This is a genomic window from Bosea sp. 29B, assembly GCF_902506165.1.
GTDB lineage: Bacteria > Pseudomonadota > Alphaproteobacteria > Rhizobiales > Beijerinckiaceae > Allobosea.
Map to the genome: position 1 here is coordinate 772,663 of NZ_LR733817.1, position 18,379 is coordinate 791,041.

11 protein-coding genes are annotated in these 18,379 nt (G+C 66.5%); 5 read left to right on the top strand and 6 right to left on the bottom strand.

The window, feature by feature from the left end:
- Positions 1-191: 191 nt before the first annotated feature.
- The 3 genes from GV161_RS03835 to GV161_RS03845 all read left to right on the top strand — a co-directional run bounded on the left by GV161_RS03835 (position 192) and on the right by GV161_RS03845 (position 8,063).
- Positions 192-4,520 carry an autotransporter domain-containing protein gene (locus GV161_RS03835; RefSeq protein ID WP_159650126.1) on the top strand — a complete coding sequence of 1,443 codons (4,329 nt, stop codon included), beginning with the start codon at positions 192-194 and terminating at the stop codon, positions 4,518-4,520.
- A 295-nt stretch (positions 4,521-4,815) separates the two neighbouring features.
- Complete coding sequence (locus GV161_RS03840; RefSeq protein WP_159650127.1) at positions 4,816-6,411, top strand: amidohydrolase; 1,596 nt, start codon at positions 4,816-4,818, stop codon at positions 6,409-6,411.
- 65 nt (positions 6,412-6,476) lie between these two features.
- Positions 6,477-8,063: an ABC transporter substrate-binding protein gene (locus GV161_RS03845; protein WP_152011771.1), complete on the top strand. Its 1,587-nt coding sequence runs from the start codon at positions 6,477-6,479 to the stop codon at positions 8,061-8,063.
- Between the two features lie 29 nt (positions 8,064-8,092).
- Here the strand turns inward: GV161_RS03845 and GV161_RS03850 are convergent, their stop codons facing one another.
- The 6 genes from GV161_RS03850 to GV161_RS03875 form a co-directional block, all read right to left on the bottom strand.
- The gene (locus GV161_RS03850) at positions 8,093-9,646 is read right to left on the bottom strand and encodes a methyl-accepting chemotaxis protein (protein ID WP_159650128.1); all 1,554 of its coding nucleotides are present in this window, start codon (positions 9,644-9,646) and stop codon (positions 8,093-8,095) included.
- A 341-nt stretch (positions 9,647-9,987) separates the two neighbouring features.
- Complete coding sequence (locus GV161_RS03855; RefSeq protein WP_152011769.1) at positions 9,988-10,320, bottom strand: hypothetical protein; 333 nt, start codon at positions 10,318-10,320, stop codon at positions 9,988-9,990.
- A 440-nt stretch (positions 10,321-10,760) separates the two neighbouring features.
- A complete protein-coding gene (locus GV161_RS03860; protein WP_244623843.1) occupies positions 10,761-11,378 on the bottom strand; it encodes a response regulator transcription factor in 618 nt (205 codons plus the stop codon).
- Between the two features lie 83 nt (positions 11,379-11,461).
- Positions 11,462-13,165 carry a hybrid sensor histidine kinase/response regulator gene (locus tag GV161_RS03865; RefSeq protein ID WP_152011768.1) on the bottom strand — a complete coding sequence of 568 codons (1,704 nt, stop codon included), beginning with the start codon at positions 13,163-13,165 and terminating at the stop codon, positions 11,462-11,464.
- A gap of 413 nt (positions 13,166-13,578) precedes the next feature.
- On the bottom strand, positions 13,579-14,784 hold the full coding sequence (locus GV161_RS03870) for a PLP-dependent aminotransferase family protein (RefSeq protein WP_152011767.1): 1,206 nt from the start codon (positions 14,782-14,784) through the stop codon (positions 13,579-13,581).
- Positions 14,781-15,590 (bottom strand): helix-turn-helix domain-containing protein, encoded by an 810-nt coding sequence (locus GV161_RS03875; protein WP_152011766.1) that lies wholly within the window; start codon positions 15,588-15,590, stop codon positions 14,781-14,783. Before GV161_RS03875 ends, GV161_RS03870 begins: the two co-directional genes overlap by 4 nt.
- A gap of 319 nt (positions 15,591-15,909) precedes the next feature.
- On the opposite strand from GV161_RS03875, the gene GV161_RS03880 reads away from it, so the two are divergent.
- Together GV161_RS03880 and GV161_RS03885 are read left to right on the top strand one after the other, a co-directional pair.
- Positions 15,910-16,863, top strand: coding sequence for a LysR family transcriptional regulator (locus GV161_RS03880; RefSeq protein ID WP_152011765.1), 954 nt, complete (start codon positions 15,910-15,912; stop codon positions 16,861-16,863).
- Between the two features lie 152 nt (positions 16,864-17,015).
- On the top strand, positions 17,016-18,320 hold the full coding sequence (locus tag GV161_RS03885) for an MFS transporter (RefSeq protein WP_152011764.1): 1,305 nt from the start codon (positions 17,016-17,018) through the stop codon (positions 18,318-18,320).
- Positions 18,321-18,379 lie beyond the last annotated feature (59 nt).

An 18,379-nucleotide genomic window follows, 5' to 3' on the forward strand; every position in this document is an offset into this window, starting at 1 on the left:
AACCGCGTCTGCCTCGCGATCCGAGGCAGGATGATGTCGCCTGTCGGTAGATGTGGCCACCAGACAGGGCCGAGCCAAGGCGACTGCGGCAGATTTGCAACAAATTATTTTATCTAGAGATGTGAACGGCTGTTCATTGCCTCCTGCCCTTACCCGCCTAAGCCTGTGCCGCGGTTGGGTTGGGCATTCTCATGATATCGGTCACCACTCCTGCGCTCGGCGGGACATCTCGTACGCGGCTCGCCTCGCGCCTGCTCGCGGGCACGGCGCTCGTGCTGCTCCTGTCCGCCGGGCAGGCGCTCGCCAATGGCGGCCGCGGCGGCGACCGAAGCAGCGCGCAACCCGGCTCCGGCGGCGCGGGCGGCATCGACAACCCGACGGGTGCCGGTGGTGCGGGCGCCAGGGGGCAAATAGCGCCAGGAGGCAACGCGGGCGGTGGCGGCGGTGGCGCCGGCGCTATTACCGGCGGAACTGGCGGGCTCGCTGGCGATGGCAACCCCAGCGAGGGCCGAGGCGGCGATGGCGGCGTGCATGGCGCCGTCGGCGCGGCCCTGCCGGCCGGTGCCAATACCGGCAGCAATGGCGGCGACGGTACCTCCGGCTATTTCTACTCGGGCGGCGGCGGTGGCGCCGGCGGCTTTGGTGCCGTGGTCACGGGCGCGGGTGCGACGGGAGCGATCGCCGGCACGCTCACCGGCGGTAATGGCGGCCATGGCGGTGGTAGCTTTTATGGTTTCGGCGGCGGTGGCGGCTCCGGCGGCACCGGCCTGCTCTTCACCGATGGCAGCGCGGCCCAGACCCTGTTCATCGATGGCACGATCCAGGGCGGCAAGGGCGGAAATGGCGGCTCGTATGTGTCGGATGGTACTGGCGCCGCCGGCGCGGCCGGCGTTGGCGGCGCCGGGCTGGTCTTCACCAATGGCGGCGCGACGACGACGCTGACCGTCAACGGCACGGTCCGCGGTGGCGATGGCGGGCGCGGCGGCTCGAATTTGCCGACGTCTTTTGGTCGTACCCCTAATCCAGGCGAAGAGGCGAACGGCGTCGGCGCTGCCGGCGGCGAGGCCATCGTCGGTGCCGACCTGATCATCACCAATAACGGCACGATCGAGGGCGGCCTCTCGGGCGACGGCACGACGCGCGCCGCGGCGCTCCACTTCACCGGCGGCAGCAACAAGCTCACCATCGGCTCCGCCTCGGCGACCATCAATGGCGGCATCGTCATCGACACCGGCACACTGACCTTCGACCAGACGATCGCCGCGACGATCAGCAGCGTCGTCAGCGGCGGCGGCAGCGTGGCCAAAGAGGGCTCGGGCACGCTGACCTTGACCGGCGAAAACACCTATACCGGCGGGACGACACTTTCCGCAGGCAAGCTCTCAGTCTCGCAGGATACCAATCTCGGCGACGTATCGGGTGGGCTCACCTTCAACGGCGGCGCCTTGCAGGTGACGGCGAGCTTCTCGACGGCGCGGGCGGTCACGCTCAACGCCAACGGCACGGTCGAAGTGACCGCCGACCAGACTTTCACCATGGATGGCGCGATCACTGGCACCGGTGGCATCGCCAAGACGGGGACCGGCACGCTGGTCCTGACCGGCACGAATTTCTACACCGGCGGGACGACGATCTCGGCTGGCACGCTCTCGATCTCGTCCGATGCCAATCTCGGCAATGCCGGCACCGGCATCACGCTTTCCAACACCACGATCGTCGGCGGGGCCGGCACCGGTGCTGACGCTGTCCTGCGCACCATGTCGACCTTCTCCAGCGGTCGGAGCATCGCCTTCACCACCGGCGGTGGGCGGATCGAGACCGATGCGGGCACGACGCTGACGCTCACCGGTTCGATCACCACCAGCGGCAGCGCCAGCTTCATCAAGCAGGGCGCCGGCACGCTGGTTCTGACCGGCAACAGCTCGGGAGGCTATAATGGCCGGACCTGGGTCAACGAGGGCACGCTGCGGATCGAGGGCGGCGGCAAGCTCGGCAACGTTGGCACCAGCGGACAGGCCTATATCAGCAACGGCGCCACCGCGATCGTCACCGGCACGGGCTCGAGCTGGGAGACCTTCGGCCAGATGCGGGTCGGCGAGATCGGCTCGGGCACATTGCTGATCGAGAATGGCGGCTCGGTGAGGACCGGCAGCGGCTCCGGCACTGTCGGCATCGTCGGCGTCGACGGCGACAGCTCGGTGACGATCACCGGGGCGGGCTCGCAATGGGTCGGCAGCGGAACGCACCTCTATGTCGGCCATGCCAATGCCGGCACCTTGACACTGTCCGAGGGCGGAACGCTGCAGCTGACCGTGGGCGGCATCGAGAGCGGCGGCAGCAACACCACGCTCGATCTCGGCCTCGTCGGCGGCAGCGCCGGCGGCACAGTCAATATCGGCGCAGCCGAGGGCAGCACCGCCACGGCGGCAGGCAACCTCATCGTCAGCACCGTTGCGCTGAACACCAGCGCCAGCAAGCTGGTCTTCAACCACACCGAGGCCAGCTACAGCTTCTCGCCGTCGATCACCGGTACCGGCTCGGTGCGCCAGCTCGCGGGAACGACGATCCTGAAGAGCGCCAGCAGCTATTCGGGCGCGACGACGGTCTCGGGGGGAACGCTGCGGGCGGGCGTCGCCGGCGCGTTCTCGCAGAACTCGGCCTTCACGGTGGCATCAGGCGCGACGCTCGATCTCGCCAGTCTCAACCAGACGATCGCCTCGCTCGCCGGCGCCGGCATGGTCACGCTCGGCTCGGGCACGCTGACGGCGGGCTCGGACAACAGCTCGACCACCTTCTCCGGCACGATCACCGGCACGGGCGGGGTCACCAAGACCGGCACGGGCACGCTGACGCTGACCGGCACGAACACCTACACGGGTTCGACCAAGGTCTCGTCCGGCAAGCTGGTCGTCAACGGCTCGCTGGCGAGCACGGTGGTGCTCGATGGCGGCACGCTCGGCGGCTCGGGCACGATCGCCGGCGTGAGCGTCGGCAACGGCGCGACTGTTGCGCCCGGCAATTCGATCGGGACGTTGACGGTGTCGGGCAATGTCTCGTTCGCCTCGGGCTCGACCTATCAGGTCGAGGTCAATGCCGCCGGGCAGGGCGACAGGATCGTGGCCTCCGGCTCGGCGACGATCTCGGGCGGCACGGTGCAAGTGCTGGCCGAGAACGGCAACTACGCGGCGAGCACGAACTATACGATCCTGACCGCCTCGGGCGGGGTGAACGGAACCTTCACCAGCGTCACGTCGAACCTCGCCTTCCTGACGCCCTCGCTGAGCTATGGCGGCACGAACGTCACGCTGACGATGACGCGCAACGACACCTCGTTCGGCCCCGACAATAGTGGCGGCAGCTCTGGCGGAACCTCTGTCGCCGCGACCCGCAACCAGGGCTTCATCGCGATGGCGGCGGAGCGGCTCGGGGGCGGCAACCCGGTCTATGACGTGCTGATCTCGGCGACGGCCGATCAGGCCCGCGCCGGCTTCGACCTGCTCTCGGGCGAAGCGCATGCCCAGGCGGTCTCGGTGATGATCGACGAGAGCCGGCTGGTGCGCGACACCATCCTCAGCCATCTGCGCGGCCCGCTGCTGACGCAAGCCCCCGGTCAGGTCGCGGCGAGCTTCACTGCCGATCTGCCCGGCCGCAAAAGCGGGATCGTGATGCCCGCCCCGGTGCCGCAGCCGCGCTATGCACTCTGGGGCACGGCCTTCGGCAGCACCGGCAACACCGACGGCGACGGCAATGCCGCGAGCATGAGCCGCCGCAGCGGCGGCGCCCTGCTCGGTGCGGACGTCATGCTCTACGATGCGCCGGGCTCCTCGCTGAAGGTTGGCGTCGCCGGTGGCTACAGCCAGTCGCGCTTCGACCTCGACGCCCGCCGCTCCAGCGGCAAGCTCGAGAGCGGCCATGCCGCGCTCTATGCCGGGGCGCGCTTCGGCCAGCTCAGGCTCGATGCCGGCGCAGCCTACACATGGTCCGAGAGCGACATCCGCCGCCAGATCGCGGTCCGCGGTTTTGGCGATCTCCTGCGGCTGCAGCGTCCGGGTTCGGTGACGCAAGGCTTCGCCGAGCTCGGCTATGCCTTCGCCTTCAGTGGGGTCGCGCTGGAGCCGTTCGCCCAGTTGGCGCTGATCCGGGTCAGCACCGACGCCGGCACCGAGCGTGGCGGGGCGGCGGCCCTGCGTGTTCTCTCTTCCGACCAGACGCTCGGCTTCACTACGCTCGGCTTGCGGGCCGAGGCGCAGCTCGGGGCGATGCCGCTGTTCGCCCGGGCCATGCTCGGCTGGCGCCACGGCTTTGGCGAGCTCACCCCGCAGGCGCGCACCGCCTTCGTCGCCGGCACCACGCCGGCGCAGGTCTTCGCCGCCCGGATCGACCGCGAAGCCCTCGTCGCCGAAGCCGGGCTCGACTGGCGCATCTCCTCGGCCACCGCGCTCGGCCTGACCTACTCCGCCGCAATCGGCGAACGCTCCCGCGACCACGCCCTCAAGGGCAGGGTCGAGATGAGGTTCTGAAGGAAGGAGCTTTCCAAAGCAGTAGCGGCAACGGTTGACAGAGCCGAGATTTCGGCACGTACTGAGTCCGCTAGGTGACTTGTGCTGGAGGCCCTTCTCAAAGGCGGGCTTCCAGGGGAGCAATTCGAACCGGCGCTTTTCCTCTGAGCCCGCAAGGGCCGGAGCGGAAGCGCCGGTTTTTTTGTTTGGGTCACCCGACACCGCTTTGGAGGGGACAGGGATGACCGATAGGCCGAATGCAGCAAGGCCCGGCCCCGTGGCCGAAACGATCCTATACAACGGGGTGATCCGCACAATGGACGCGGCGAACCCCGTGGCGGAGGCCCTTGCTGTCTCCGGCGGCCGGATCGTAAGGCTCGGCACGCAGACCGAGGTCATGGCTCTGCGGACAGAAGCGACCGATCTCGTTGACCTCGGCGGCCGCATGCTGATGCCGGGGTTGATCGACTTCCATGTCCACCTCCTCTCCAGCATGATCGCACGCCTCCATACGACAGCGCTCGACACGGCCGACGATTTCGACACGATCCTGGGCAAGATCGAAGCGGCCTGCGCCCGCCAGGACGGGCGCGATTGGGTCGTCGCCGGCGCCTATGGAGCGCGTGCCCTCGGTCGGATGCGCGAGCCCGGCGCGCTGGCGGCCCTGGATGCGGTCAGTCGCGGCCGGCCCGTTGCGATGCAGCACCTCAGCGGCCATGGCTATTTCGCCAACTCCGCCGCCTTGCGGATCGCCGGCATCGATGCCGCGACGCCGAACCCGCCGGATGGTGAGATCGTCAAGGATGCCGCAGGACAGCCGACCGGCCTGCTCATCGAGTCCGGTGCCTGGCCTGTCACCGACGCCATCCCCGAACTCACCGCAGCCGGGAAGGCCGAGGCGGCGCGCGCCTCGATCGCCTATCTCAACAGCCTCGGCATCACCGGCTTCGCCGATGCGTCAGCGAGCCTGGAGGCGCTGCAGTTCTACCGGGCCCTCGACGATGCCGGCGCTTTGACCTGCTGGGCCGCCTTCCATCTCGCTTTGAGCCCGACCTGCTCCGGTTATGCGGCCGATGAGGTCAAGGTCATGCGCGAGCAGCGCCGCGAGCTTTGCGGCCCGCATATGAATGCCGATTTCGCCAAGATCTTCCTCGACGGCGTGCCGTCGTTGCGCACCGCCGCTATGCTCGCCCCCTATGCCAGCGCGCCCGACGAACCGCCAGTCGCGACCTCGCTGACCCTGGACGAGCTGACCGAGGCGATCGCCGATTTCGACGGGGACGGCCTCGGCGTGAAAGTGCACGCGGTGGGCGATCGCGCCATCCGCATGGTGCTCGATGCCGTCGAGCAGGTGCGCCGCCGCAACGGCCCCGATGGGCCACAGCACCAGATCGCCCATGGCCAGTTCATCACCGCAGCGGACATTCCGCGCCTGGCCGAGCTGAATGTCCTCCACGACATGTGCCCGCCGCTCTGGCATCCCAATTCGGCGAGCCTGACGCATGAGAGGATGGTCGGCGCTGAGCGCTATGCAACGGTCTGGCCGGTTCGCGACATCCTCGCCGCCGGCGCGGCCGTCGTCGCTGCCTCCGACTGGCGTACGATCGCGCCCGACCTCGATCCCTGGGAGGCGATGTGCGGCCTCGTCACCCGCCGCGATCCGACCGGACGCCACGAGGGCGTGCATGCGCCCGATCAGGCCGTGAGCATCACCGAGGTCCTGCCGCTCTATACGACCAATCCGGCGGCAGCGATGCGCCTCGGCCACCGCACCGGCCGGCTCGCACCGGGATTGTCGGCGGACATGGTCATGCTGGACCGCGATCTGATGACGATTGAGCCGCTGGCGATCGCACAGACGAAGGTTTTGGCCACCTGGTTCGAGGGAAGGCTCGTGCACGGCAGCGCCTGAAGAAACCGCCGCGGCACAGCCGGAACGAGATGACGATACAATCGACAAAAGGGAAGATCGGAAGCATGCACCGCCGCCACTTCATCGCCGGAGCGAGCGCCGCCGCCGCAGGGCTTGCCATGCCGCGCCTCGGCCAGGCCCAGGCGAACCGCGCCCGCACCTTGCGCTTTGCCCCGCATGCCGATCTCAGCTTCGTCGATCCCGGCTGGACGCTGGCCTATATCGCGCGGAACCACGGCTTCATGGTGTTCGACACGCTCTACGGGCTGGATTCCGGGTTCGAGCCGCAGCCCCAGATGGTGGCGGGACATGTGGTCGAGAACGATGGCCTGCTGTGGCGGCTGACCTTACGCGACGGGCTGCTCTTCCATGACGGCACGCCGGTGCGCGCCCAGGATTGCGTCGCCAGCATCCGGCGCTGGGCGTCTGCCGACGCGTTCGGCCAGAAGCTGATGGCTGTGACGGACGAGCTCTCGGCCGCTTCCGATCGCGAGATCCGCTTTCAGCTGAAGCGTCCTTTCCCGCTCCTGCCGGCGGCGCTGGGCAAGGCCAGCCCGTATATGTGCGCGATCATGCCGGAGCGGATCGCCCTCACCCCGCAGACGACGCAGATCACCGAGGTCATCGGCAGCGGCCCGTTCCGCTTCCTCGCTTCGGAGCGGGTGCCCGGAGCCTCGGCGGCCTATGCCAAGTTCGACCGCTATGTCCCGGCTCCCGGCAAGCCGAGCTTCGTCGCCGGCGCCAAAGTCGTCCATTTCGACCGGGTCGAGTGGGTCACCATTCCCGATGCCGGCACAGCCGCGGGCGCGCTCCAGTCGGGCGAGATCGATTGGTGGGAGGCTCCGCCGCCCGACCTGATCCCGCTGCTGAAGGGCAACGGCAAGGTCGCCGTCGAGACGCTTGACCCGGCCGGCTCGATCGGCGTGTTCCGGTTCAACCATCTCCAGCCCCCCTTCAACAATCCGGCAATCCGGCGCGCCGTGCTCGCCGCGGTCGACCAGGCCCCGTTCATGCAGGCGATTGCGGGCGACGATCGGGCGATGTGGAACGACCGGGTTGGCTATTTCACGCCCGGTACGCCGATGGCGAACGATGCGGGCATGGCCGGGCTGTTCGGCCCACGCGACCTTGCCAAGGCCAAGCGCGACCTTGCCGCCGCCGGCTATCGCGGCGAGAGGGTCGTCCTGCTCGCCGCCTCGAACATCGACGCGATCAATGCGCTCGCTCTGGTCGCGCAGGATCTGCTCACCCGCATCGGCATGAATGTCGACTATGTCTCGACCGATTGGGGCACGGTGATGCAGCGGCGAACCAGCCAGCAGCCGGTCGAGAACGGCGGCTGGAGCGCCTTCATCGGCACCTGGTCCGGCAATGATCTGGTGAACCCGGCGGTCAGCATCAGCCTGCGCGGCGACGGCAAGGCGGCCGGCGGCTGGCTGACCTCACCCGAGATCGAGCGGCTGCGCGACTCCTGGTTCGAGGCGTCCGACCTCGCTGAGCGCCAGCGCGTCTGCCGGGCGATCCAGGAGCAGGCCTGGCAGGACGTGCCCTTCATCCCGCTCGGCCAGTGGAAGACCCAGAGCGCCTGGCGCACCAGCATCACCGATCTGCCGCGCGGCATCCCCCTCTTTTGGGGCGCGCGGCCAAGCTGAGCGGGGCAGCCGCAGCCCCGCCCTTCTTGTCACACCGCGACAATGCCTGTGGTGAAGGTCTCGACGACGCCAGCAAGATCGCGCGTCGAGCGATCGACATGGCCGGCGGCCTCAGAGACATGGGCGCCCTGGCTCAAGGTCTGGGCCGTCCGCGAGGCAACCTCCTCGATCGTCAGGGCAGCGCGCTCAGCCGCCGCGACCCCTTGCGTCACCGCCTCGACGATCGACGCCACGCCGTTCGCCTGCAGATCGGCCGCGACGATGATGTCGTTGCTGACATTCACGATCGCCTTCGCCGAGTTGCCGATGGTCCGGCTCGCCGAAAGGGAATCCTCCGCGGCGGATCGAACGACTTTGATCCGGCCGCAGATCTCCTCCGTCGCCGCCTCCGTCCGTGAAGCCAGGAGCTTCACCTCCCGCGCGACCACGACGAACCCTTTGCCCTCCGGCCCCGCACGCGCCGCCTCGATCGTGGCGTTGAGGGCGAGCAGGTTGGTTTGCCTGGCGATATCGCTGATCAGGTCCGCGATCCGCTCGATGTCGCGGACGGCGCAACCGAGTTGCTCCTTGACGGCGATTGAGGACGCGACCTCGGCGGCAGCGACCTGGACGAGGGCAGTGGTGTTGCGCGCGGCGTCGAGAACCATGGCAATGCTCTCGGACAGCCTGAGGGATTCGGCTTCGACCAGCCGCATGCCCCCCTTCGTCTCCGCAACGGTCGCGAGCAGCTCTTCCAATCCCAGACGGGAGGTCGTCGAGATCTCCGACAATTGGGTGGCCGCGCCGTTCATCTGGTCGACGGCCTGGGACATCTGCTGCAGGGGCCGGCTGACGGTCTCCTTGAAGTCGCCGGCCAGGTGCTGCACCTGCGAGCGCCGCCACTCCTCATGACTCGCACGCTCCTGCGCCTCCTCGCCAAGGGAGGTGATCACCGCGGAAGCCTGGACATGCTCGATGAAGAGCTGCGCCATAGTCCGCAACGCCAGCACCAGCGCCAGGCCGTACATCGCCTGCTGCACCAGATTGGGGATGGCGTGGTCGAGCGGCGTGAAGCCGAGCTGAACGATGCGTCCGATCATCAGCATGGCGAGAAACAGCACTCCGGCCGAGGGAATGATCGCCATGATGAAAACGCCGGCGCAGGCCAGCCCGGCCAGCATGGTCGCGATGATCACCTCCATCTCCGGCGCGATGCCCGGATTGACGACGATCGGCAGCACCGCCCACGGCATCGCGACGACCGCGGTGTCGAGGATGATCCGGGCGACGAAACGTTGCGACGGCGCATCGGTCCGGCGCCGCTCCCGGACCCGCCGGATCCGCGCGATGCCTACCCAGGCGGTGACGATCACCCAGGAGGCCCAGGCCAGCGGAAAAAGCCGCCAGCCGTAATAGAGCGCGACGACGGCGATGGTGGCGGCGGAGAGCATGGCCGAAACCAGGATCGGCGGCAGGGTCTGGAGATAGCGGGCGGCTTGCGCCTGGCGCAGCGCAGCGGCGGCGTAGCCCGTCAACAGTGGAAGACGGAGCGATCGGACGACCCAGGCGTCGTAGCTCAGGAGCGAGCGCGTGTGCCAGCTCATCTCACGATGAATAGTGGTTCGCTCCATCACTCACACTCTGAAACGAGAGCACCCGGCGGGGAACGCAATCCCCGTCTCGGACCAGCCCGTGCTTTGACAAGATGGGGCGCCAATTGCGGCCCCGGGGGCGGATGGCGATCTCGCGACTCCGCAACCTGGGCGGCCGGGGGCCTGTCGCTGGAAGCGAGCGGATGACGGCCCCGCCCGCCCGAGGACGCAAGGCCGATGCCCACTTCGGTTCCCGCCTGCGCCAAGATCAGGTGTCCGTGGTGTCGAACTCGATGATCGCCTGCGTCCGACGGATCGCGGCCGCCTCGGTCGGCCAGCGGCCGATCAGCAGGTCAATTGCCATGGTCCGCCGCATCGGTACGCGGAGAAGCGCCGGATTGCTCGCCACCGTCAGCGGCCGAGTGGTCGCCCGCAGCGGTGAATTGCTCGGCGAGATCCTTGTAGGCAACGGAATAATACGTCACCAGTGACTTGAACGACAATTCGAAGATGCGGATGAAATTCGACAGGATGGCGATCTTGTCGTCGTCATTGATCTGCGCTCTCTCGATGATGTCCTTCATGAATTTTATTTCGGAATTCACCTTCGCGATCGACTGGGTGAACGCCTCGACGCCCCTGCTCTTTTTGAGAAGGACATGACTTTGCAGATCGATGACCGACATCTTGCTTATCCGATCAAATTCGGCACTTCAGTGCTGCTTTTCGCTTGAAATCCTGCAGAGAATAAAACACAGACACTGTTACGTTCATTTTCCAAAAACAAAATAACCAAATAATATTTGAAATACAACTTGCGCACACCAGATACGATTCTCGCATCAATTCCGCAACATCACCCGGAAATTCAATCTAGCTGGCGCTGGGAAAATGGGACAACCGGGCAAACACCCGAGTATTGCGCCACTATTCCCCTAGGGCTTACCTCGGCCAGCTGACATTGCAGATCGGCCGGAAAGCAGGTCTTTCGACGCGAAGCGCCTCTCCCCTCATTTTAATCGACGCATCTCCCAACGTGTCATCATCGGAGCCATGCCATGGCTTCGCCGTGAGGTGCCCGCCGAGGCAGGACAGTCCCCAATATCGCGCTCGATCAAATCCGTGGCTAGGGTTCGATCAGCCTGTTTCGGATCGCGTAACGGGCCAGATCGACCGCCGTGCGCAGATTGAGCTTCTTCATCGCCGAAGTGCGGTGCGTGTCGACGGTCTTGATGCTGAGGCCCCAGCGGCGCGCGATGGATTTGTTCGATTCCCCTTCCGCGACGAGTTGCACCACCTCGCGCTCACGGGCCGTCAATGTCTGCGATGCCACTATCTTTTCGCCGCTGAGGAGCTGATCCAGCAGGCATTTCGCCACGCGCTGCGAGAAATAGGTTTTCCCCTCCGCCAGCGCCCGGACGCTGGCGACGACCTCCCCGTCGTCCTCGGACTTGAGCAGATAGCCGCGTGCACCAGCCTTCAGCGCATCGTAGATCAGCCCGTCATCGTCATGCATCGTATAGATCAGCATCCGGATGTCGGGCAGGGCCTTGAGAACCTGTCGAACCGCTTCCAACCCGTTCAGCACCGGCAGGGAGTGATCGATTACCACGATGTCGGGGACATGTTCGAGCGTGAGACGCACCGCCTCTTCGCCATTCCCGGCTTCGGCGCAAACATGCCAACCCGGCTGAGTTTCGAGGATTGCCCTCAGTCCCCCACGGACGATGGGATGGTCGTCCACGACCAGTATTCTCAGCTCTCGTCTACCCATCATGTTCGGGTCTCGACTTGCTCATCGCAGTCTCGGTTGTCGATCTCGCAGAATCAAGCGGGCCGGCGCGCCGTATCCGGGACGGATGGCAGTGCGCGTGACCCGGCCTCTTCAGTCGCGTCGATCTCGGCCAGCGGCAGACGCAGGCGGATCGTCGTTCCTTTTCCTTGCTCGCTCGTGATCTCCAGCCCTCCCCGGCTGTCGTCGATGAAGGTCTGGACCTGGCTGAGTCCCAGGCCGCTGCCCTGCCCGGCCGTCTTGGTCGTGAAGAACGGGTCCAAGGCCTGGCCGAGGACCGTTTCCGACATGCCCTGCCCGTTGTCCGACACGCGGACTTCGCTCCAGCCCGGCCCGCCCTGCCCCGGAGGACGCTCGTCCCTGACATCGAGCGACACCCTTCCCCCATCCGGCATCGCGTCGCGCGCATTCAGGATCAGGTTCAGCAGGACGGCGAGAAGCTGGGGACGGTCGATCCGGCACGGCAAGGCCGATGCCGCGGTCGACAGGCGGACCTCCACCTTCGGCCCCGCAGCGCGATGAAGCATCGGCAGCGCCTCGGTTAGGACGAGATTCAGGTCATTGACCCCAGGCGCGCGGCTGCCAGTGCGGGCATGCGACAGCAATTGGGTGACCAGCTCGCCGCCGACGGTGAGGGTGGCGTCGATCTGATCCAGTAATTCGCTCGCCTTGGGCCGGTCGGCCGTTTGCGGGCGCAGCAGCAGGACGGCGGATCGAAGGATCCTCTGCAGGTTTCCAACATCATGCGCCACTCCCGCCGCGAACCGGCCGATCGATTCGAGCCGCTCCGCTTCCGCCAGGCGCGCCCTGGCCCGCTCCTCTTGCAGCCGATGATCCCGTGTCAGCGCTTCCATGCCGGCGAACATCACGATGATGATGGCCGCCCCGACGCTCGTCACGGTCATATGCGAGCGCCAGGAGCGCATGACGACAGCCTCCCGCATCGTTACGAGCATGACGAGCGGCAGGTTTTCGAGAGCCCTGAAGCTTGCGACCCGCTCATTGCCGTCGATCGGACTCGTCCCCCAGAAGACCTCCGGAGCGCTCCCGTCGCGAAATCGCCTGAAGGTTTCCCGTCCAGCGGCCGAGGTGCCGATCAAGGCGTGGATATGCGGAGAACGGGCGAGTTCGACGCCGTCTCTATGAAACAGGGCGACCGTGCCGCCATTGACCCAGAGCTGGCTGTAGAAGCGCTCGAAATACATCGGGTCGATCACAGCCACCGTGGCCCCGGCGAAGCTGCCGTCGAGCCCCTCGATCCGGCGCGACAGCGCGACGATCCAGGCCCCCGACGCGCGGCTGCGCAGGGGAGCATCGATATGCAGCCCCACGGACGGGCTGTCCTTCTGGACCGTAAAATAGGGTCGATCCGCCAGGCTGGTTCGTGGCGATGCCGGGTAGCTGGTGCTCTGCGACACGAAGCCGTCGGCTCCGACCACGAACAGCGCGCGCACATAGGGCAAGACACTCAGCCGCTTGCGCAGATCGGCGACGAAGCGCGGATCATTGTCGGCGAGGTTGGGCGTGCCTGCCGCCTCCGCCGCCATGCCTTGAAGGCTCAGATCGATCGATTGGATGGTGCGGCCCGTCTGCTCGGACAACAGCTTCACCAGGTTGACGACGTTGCGCTCTGCGTCCTCCTGTGCTGCCCGGTGACTCCGCCAGGCCTCGAATGCCAGCAAGCTCAGGATGCCCAGCACCAGAAAGAGCGCCGATGTCGGGCGTCGGAACACTGTCACCAGGGGCGCCGCCGATCACGATGCGGCAGATATCGCAGCATGCCCATCACTTCAAAAAGTTGGGATTGTCATGAAACGTAGAAGTGTGCCGATCCTCGCCCCTATCCATCACCTTCGCGCAAGCCGATATCCACTTTGCGCGGGACCATACTGACAGGCATTCATCGCCGCTCAAAATCAGGTCGATACCTGAGGCCGTCTCAGCCGACCTTAGGGCAGCGGTCTGCGCCGGTCATCCCATCGGCGAGACCACAGCCGAGATCGAGGCGGTCATCGCCGCGGCGCAGCGTGTCTTGAACCAGGCGCCGCTTCTGCCACGGCCTCCGGGCGCTTGGCTCCGACACGCCGCCGATTGAATTGGGGCCCGGCCGCTCACTCCCCCCTCGCCCTCGAAATGGAACGAGAATTCTGCTCTATCGCGCGACGCGATCCTCCGCCCGCGCTGTGCAGTCCCGCAGCACCTTCGCCAGGCGCCGCACGCCCTCTTCCATGCGATCGAGCGGGGCGGCCGAAAAGCTGAGGCGCAGCGACGCTGTCGCCTGCCCATCGGGCTGGAAGGCCGAGCCCGGAACATAGGTCACCCCTGCGACCGCAGCCCGGCTCAAGAGCGCATGCGCATCGATATCGGCATTGAGATTCAGCCAGATGAAGAACCCGCCCTGGGGAGCGACCCAGCTGGCATGGTTGCCGAGTTCCAATTGGAGTGCCGACAGCATCGTGTCCCGCCGGATGCGGTAAGCGTCGCGCAAGCGGTTCGCATGGCTGTCGAGGATGCCGTCGAACAGGCCGCGCAAGCAGGCCTGGGCCAGGCTGCCGGCCTGCAGGTCCTCGCTCTGCTTCATCAGGGCGAGCTTGGCGACCACGGAGCTCGGCGCCACCAGCCAGCCGACGCGAAAGCCGGGCGCAATCGCCTTTGAGAAGGTGCCGAGATAGATCGTCCGCGCCTCCTCGATCGAGCACGCCTCGATGTCGACGGCCAGGAGCGGCGGCAGCGCCGCGCCCTCATAGCGCAGCACTTCGTAGGGATCGTCCTCGACCAGGACCGTATCCAGCTCCTGCGCCAGGGCGATGAGCTCGCGGCGCTGGGCGAGCGACAGCGTGGCCCCGGTCGGATTGTGGAAATTCGACATCGCGTAGATCAGCGCGGGCCTTTCATCGGCAGCGCGCCCTGCCATCTCCAGCGATTGCACTCTTGCGCCGTGCGCGAAGAAGATCTGCAGCGCGCCAGGATAGGTCGGGCTCTGGACCAGAACGCTCGCGCCGGGCTCGGCGAACAGCTCGGTGACGAGATCGAGCGCCTGCTGAGCGCCGTTCGTCAGCAGGATGTTCTGCCGTTCACACGCCACGCCTTTGGCGCGCATATAGGCGCAGATCCGTTCGCGCAGAGCCGGGTCGCCCTCGCTCGGGCCATATTGCAGGGCAGCCCGGGTCCGCTCCGGCTGAGACAGGATCCGGGCGAGACTGTCGCGGATTTCAGCCACGGGAAAGAGCGAGGAATCGGGCTCGCCGGGACCGAACGATATGCAATCGGCTGCCTTGGCCATGGTCGCCAGGCCGCGGATGGCGGACGGCACGATACGGTTCGCATAGCGCGAGAAGCGCTGTTCCATCTGGATCATTCGACGTCCCGAAGGCTCGAGGTTGCGCGTGGGGCGGAGGGCGCACGCAGGCCCGTCAACTGGTCGACCAGCAGGCTGGCTGACGCGACGAGCTGGAGCACGAGGCGATGCTCAAGCTTCTCGTCGAGGCTACGGGCATCGAGGACGAGACTGACGCTGGCGGTGATGCCGAGCCCCGTCGCCGCAATCGGCACGGCAATGCCGACGAGCCCGTCATCGATCTCGCCGCGGGTGATGCAGTATCCAGACCGGCGTATGCCTGCGAGCACACCACGCAGCTCCCCGAGCTCTGCCCGCGCTGCAGCTTCGTCGGCCCCGGTCGTACCGGCGAGGCTGTCGGTCACGAGCCGGGACAATCGGCGAGCGGGCAGCAGCGACAGGATCGTCTTCGAGGTTGCGCCCCGGGTCAGCGGCATCGGCCGCCCACGCTCATAGGACGGGCGCGCCGGCAGGCTGCCAAAGGCCGCATCGGCGACGCAGAGCACGGTATCGCCGTACAGACGCGCCAGCAGTGCGAGGCATGGCACACCAGCTTGAGTGACGAGATCATGCAGGTGGGAGTGCCCGGCCCGGACCAATGGATCGGTCAAGCGGACGAGCCGGTCGAACTCGACGAAGGCCGGGCCAAGACGGTAATGCGCCTCATAGGCCGGCTCGAGAAAGCCCTCGCCCACCAGGTCCCTCACCGTCCGGTAGATCGTGCTTGGCGGCCTGCCGAGCGCCTCCGCCATCTCCTGCACCGTCCAGCTGCCCTTTGCCTCCCCGAACAGCCGAAGCAGCTTGATATAGCGCCCGAGGCTGCTCACGGCTCGCCCCGGCTCGTCTTGGTCACGACCTGGTCGGCCAGATGACCGACGGGCCTAGCCCGGCAGGCCTCGACATCGGCTTGCGCAAGGCCGGGCCTCTCATCCAGCCCTTCGCACGGGACCGTTCCTGGCCCGCACGAACAGGGGCCGCGGTGCTGCCGGCTCCACAAAGTCGGGCGCATAAATCGACTTCTCCATTTTCTTGCTTTGTCGATATTACTGATACATTGGTCCAGTCAATTTCTCATATTTTGAGATTTCAGCAAATCTTGTACGCTTGACGGCAAGGCTGCCCGACCGCCGCTCCCGGGAGATCGTCATGGTGAAGCTCAACGACCGGCTCAGCCTCAAGACCATGAAGCTGATCGCCGGCATCGAACGTCACGGCAACCTCTCGCTGGCGGCCGAGGAGCTCCATATCGTGGTTTCGGCAGCGAGCCGCCGCATCCGCTTCCTCGAGGATTCTCTGGGTTTCCGCCTCATCGAGCGAGCCGGCCGCGGCATCGGCTTGACAGTGCCAGGGCGCGCGATTGCCACACATGCGCACAAGATCCTTGCCGATATCGACCAGCTCGAAGGTGAGCTGCAGGACATCACGGATGGCGTCCTGGAGCAGATTCGGCTGAGCGTTTCGGGGCCAGCCCTTTTTCATGACTTGCCCGAGCAATTGCGGACATTCCTCGGCAGCTATCCCTATGTCCGACTCTCGGTTGAAGAACAGACCAGCAATGCGGTCGCCGAGAGCGTGCTCGATGGCCGGGCGGAGCTGGGCATCCTGCTTGGCGCCGAAGTCAGTCCCGGCCTGCGTCTTCGGCCCTATCGATGCGACGCGCTCGGGATCGTGGTTCCTCCGGCGCATCCGCTCGCCGGCCGGACCACAGTTCGGTTCGCAGAGCTGCTCGACCAGGATTGGGTGCTGCCGCCGGATTCCGCGATCGGCAACTTGCTGGCCCAGAAGGCAGCAAGCCATGGCGCCGAGCTGGTCACGCGCATTCGCGTGCATGGCATCGCCTCGACCAGCCGAGTGGTGCAGGGAGGGCTGGGTATAACGGTGCTGCCGATGCGCAGTGCCGCGCGGGAGGTCGCCAGCCGCGGCCTCGTCAGCATTCCGCTGGCGGAGAGCTGGGCCTCCTGCAACCTGCACCTCGCGACCTTGCGCAACGCGATCCTCTCACCGGCCATGGCCGCACTGGTCGACATCCTGACGGCGCAGCCGGAACGATCGGTGCGGCCGCCGGTGTGCAGCAGCGGTCCCGATCTGGGCGGCCGCTGATCGGGCCTCCGGCGTCGGTTTCCCGAATGCGAACAATGCTTGACGAAATGCCGCTCGACGCCCGGCGGCGCGGACGGCCATGCTTTGCCTCACGATAATCGCTTCGCAGGCGAACAGCTTTGCGAATGCCATAATATTCGCGGGGGAAGACCATGTCGGCAGCGGCCATCGGCAAGCAATTTGCGCTTGGCAGGAAAGACCGTTCCAAAGTCGCGCTGTCCTGTTTTCTAGGCTCGGCGATCGAATGGTATGATTTCATGCTGTACGGTTTCCTCGCGCCGTTGGTGTTCGACAAGCTGTTCTTTCCCAATGCGGACCCGGTTGCGGGTACGATCGCCGTGCTCGGCATCTTTGCCGTCGGCTTCGTGGCAAGGCCCCTTGGCGGCCTGTTCTTCGGCCATTTCGGCGACCGCCTCGGTCGCAAGCCGGTGATGGCGGCGACGTTGATCCTGATGGGGCTGTCGACGACGGCGATCGGCCTCTTGCCGACCTACGGCTCGCTGGGGATCTGGGCGGCGGTTCTGCTGCTGGTCCTGCGCTTCCTGCAGGGGTTCGCCCTTGGCGGCGAGTCCACCGGGGCGCCGGTGCTGATGCTGGAGAGCGCGCCGGAGGGCAAGCGCGGCGTCTTCGCCTCGATCGCCCAGTCCGGCAACTTCGCCGGCGTCGTGATCGCCACCTTGGTGGTCTCCTTCGTGGCGACGCTGCCCAGTGGCATTCTGCTGGACTGGGGCTGGCGCGTGCCATTCCTGTTCAGCATCGTGCTCGTGGCCCTCGGCTTCTATGTCCGGCTCAAAGTCGAGGAATCGCCGGTATTCGAGGCTGCGCGGACGGCGCCGACGCGAATTCCACTGCTCCAGGTGCTCGACAACTACAAGCGGCCGGCCTTCATCGTGTTCTGCTGCGCGCTGGCCGAATCCGGCGTCTTCTATCTCACCTCGATCTTCGGCCTCTCCTATGGCGTGAAGACGCTGGGGCTTGATCAGGCCACGCTGCTGCGTGGCGTCCTGATCGGCAATGTCATCGCGATCGGAATGGTGCCGCTTTTCGGCAGCCTGTCGGACCGTATCGGCCGACGCCTGGTATTGGGCACCGGCTTCGTCTTGGCCGGGCTCTACGTGGCCTTTTTCTTCTTTCCGCTGCTGCAGACCCGCGACACCCTGCTCGTCATGCTCGCCATGGCCATCCCGGGGGCGCTCATCCAGCCCATGCATATCGGGGTCACCTCGAGCTTCTATCCCGAGCTGTTCTCGGACACCCGCATTCGCTTCAGCGGCGTGTCGCTAGGCCGGCAGTTCGGCACGATCTTCGGCGGCGGCGCCATGCCTGTGATCGCAGCCAGCCTGCTCGCCTGGAGCGGCGGCAGCCTTGTGCCCATCGTGATCTATTTCAGCATCGTCTCGATCATCGCCGTCACGGCCGTGGTCGTCGCCGACGAAACCAGGCTCCGCTCGATCTGAGCGAGCCGCCGGCCCCCGCCCGGATCAGTCCGGGCCCGCGCAGGGCCGGATCCAGCTAG

Bases quoted from the DNA above. Each gene is read 5' to 3' on its own strand.
- GV161_RS03885 (WP_152011764.1), top strand. From the start codon at position 17,016: ATGTCGGCAGCGGCCATCGGCAAGCAATTTGCGCTTGGCAGGAAAGAC.
- GV161_RS03855 (WP_152011769.1), bottom strand. From the start codon at position 10,320: ATGTCGGTCATCGATCTGCAAAGTCATGTCCTTCTCAAAAAGAGCAGG.
- GV161_RS03835 (WP_159650126.1), top strand. From the start codon at position 192: ATGATATCGGTCACCACTCCTGCGCTCGGCGGGACATCTCGTACGCGG.
- GV161_RS03880 (WP_152011765.1), top strand. From the start codon at position 15,910: ATGGTGAAGCTCAACGACCGGCTCAGCCTCAAGACCATGAAGCTGATC.
- GV161_RS03870 (WP_152011767.1), bottom strand. From the start codon at position 14,784: ATGATCCAGATGGAACAGCGCTTCTCGCGCTATGCGAACCGTATCGTG.
- GV161_RS03845 (WP_152011771.1), top strand. From the start codon at position 6,477: ATGCACCGCCGCCACTTCATCGCCGGAGCGAGCGCCGCCGCCGCAGGG.
- GV161_RS03850 (WP_159650128.1), bottom strand. From the start codon at position 9,646: ATGAGCTGGCACACGCGCTCGCTCCTGAGCTACGACGCCTGGGTCGTC.
- GV161_RS03840 (WP_159650127.1), top strand. From the start codon at position 4,816: ATGGACGCGGCGAACCCCGTGGCGGAGGCCCTTGCTGTCTCCGGCGGC.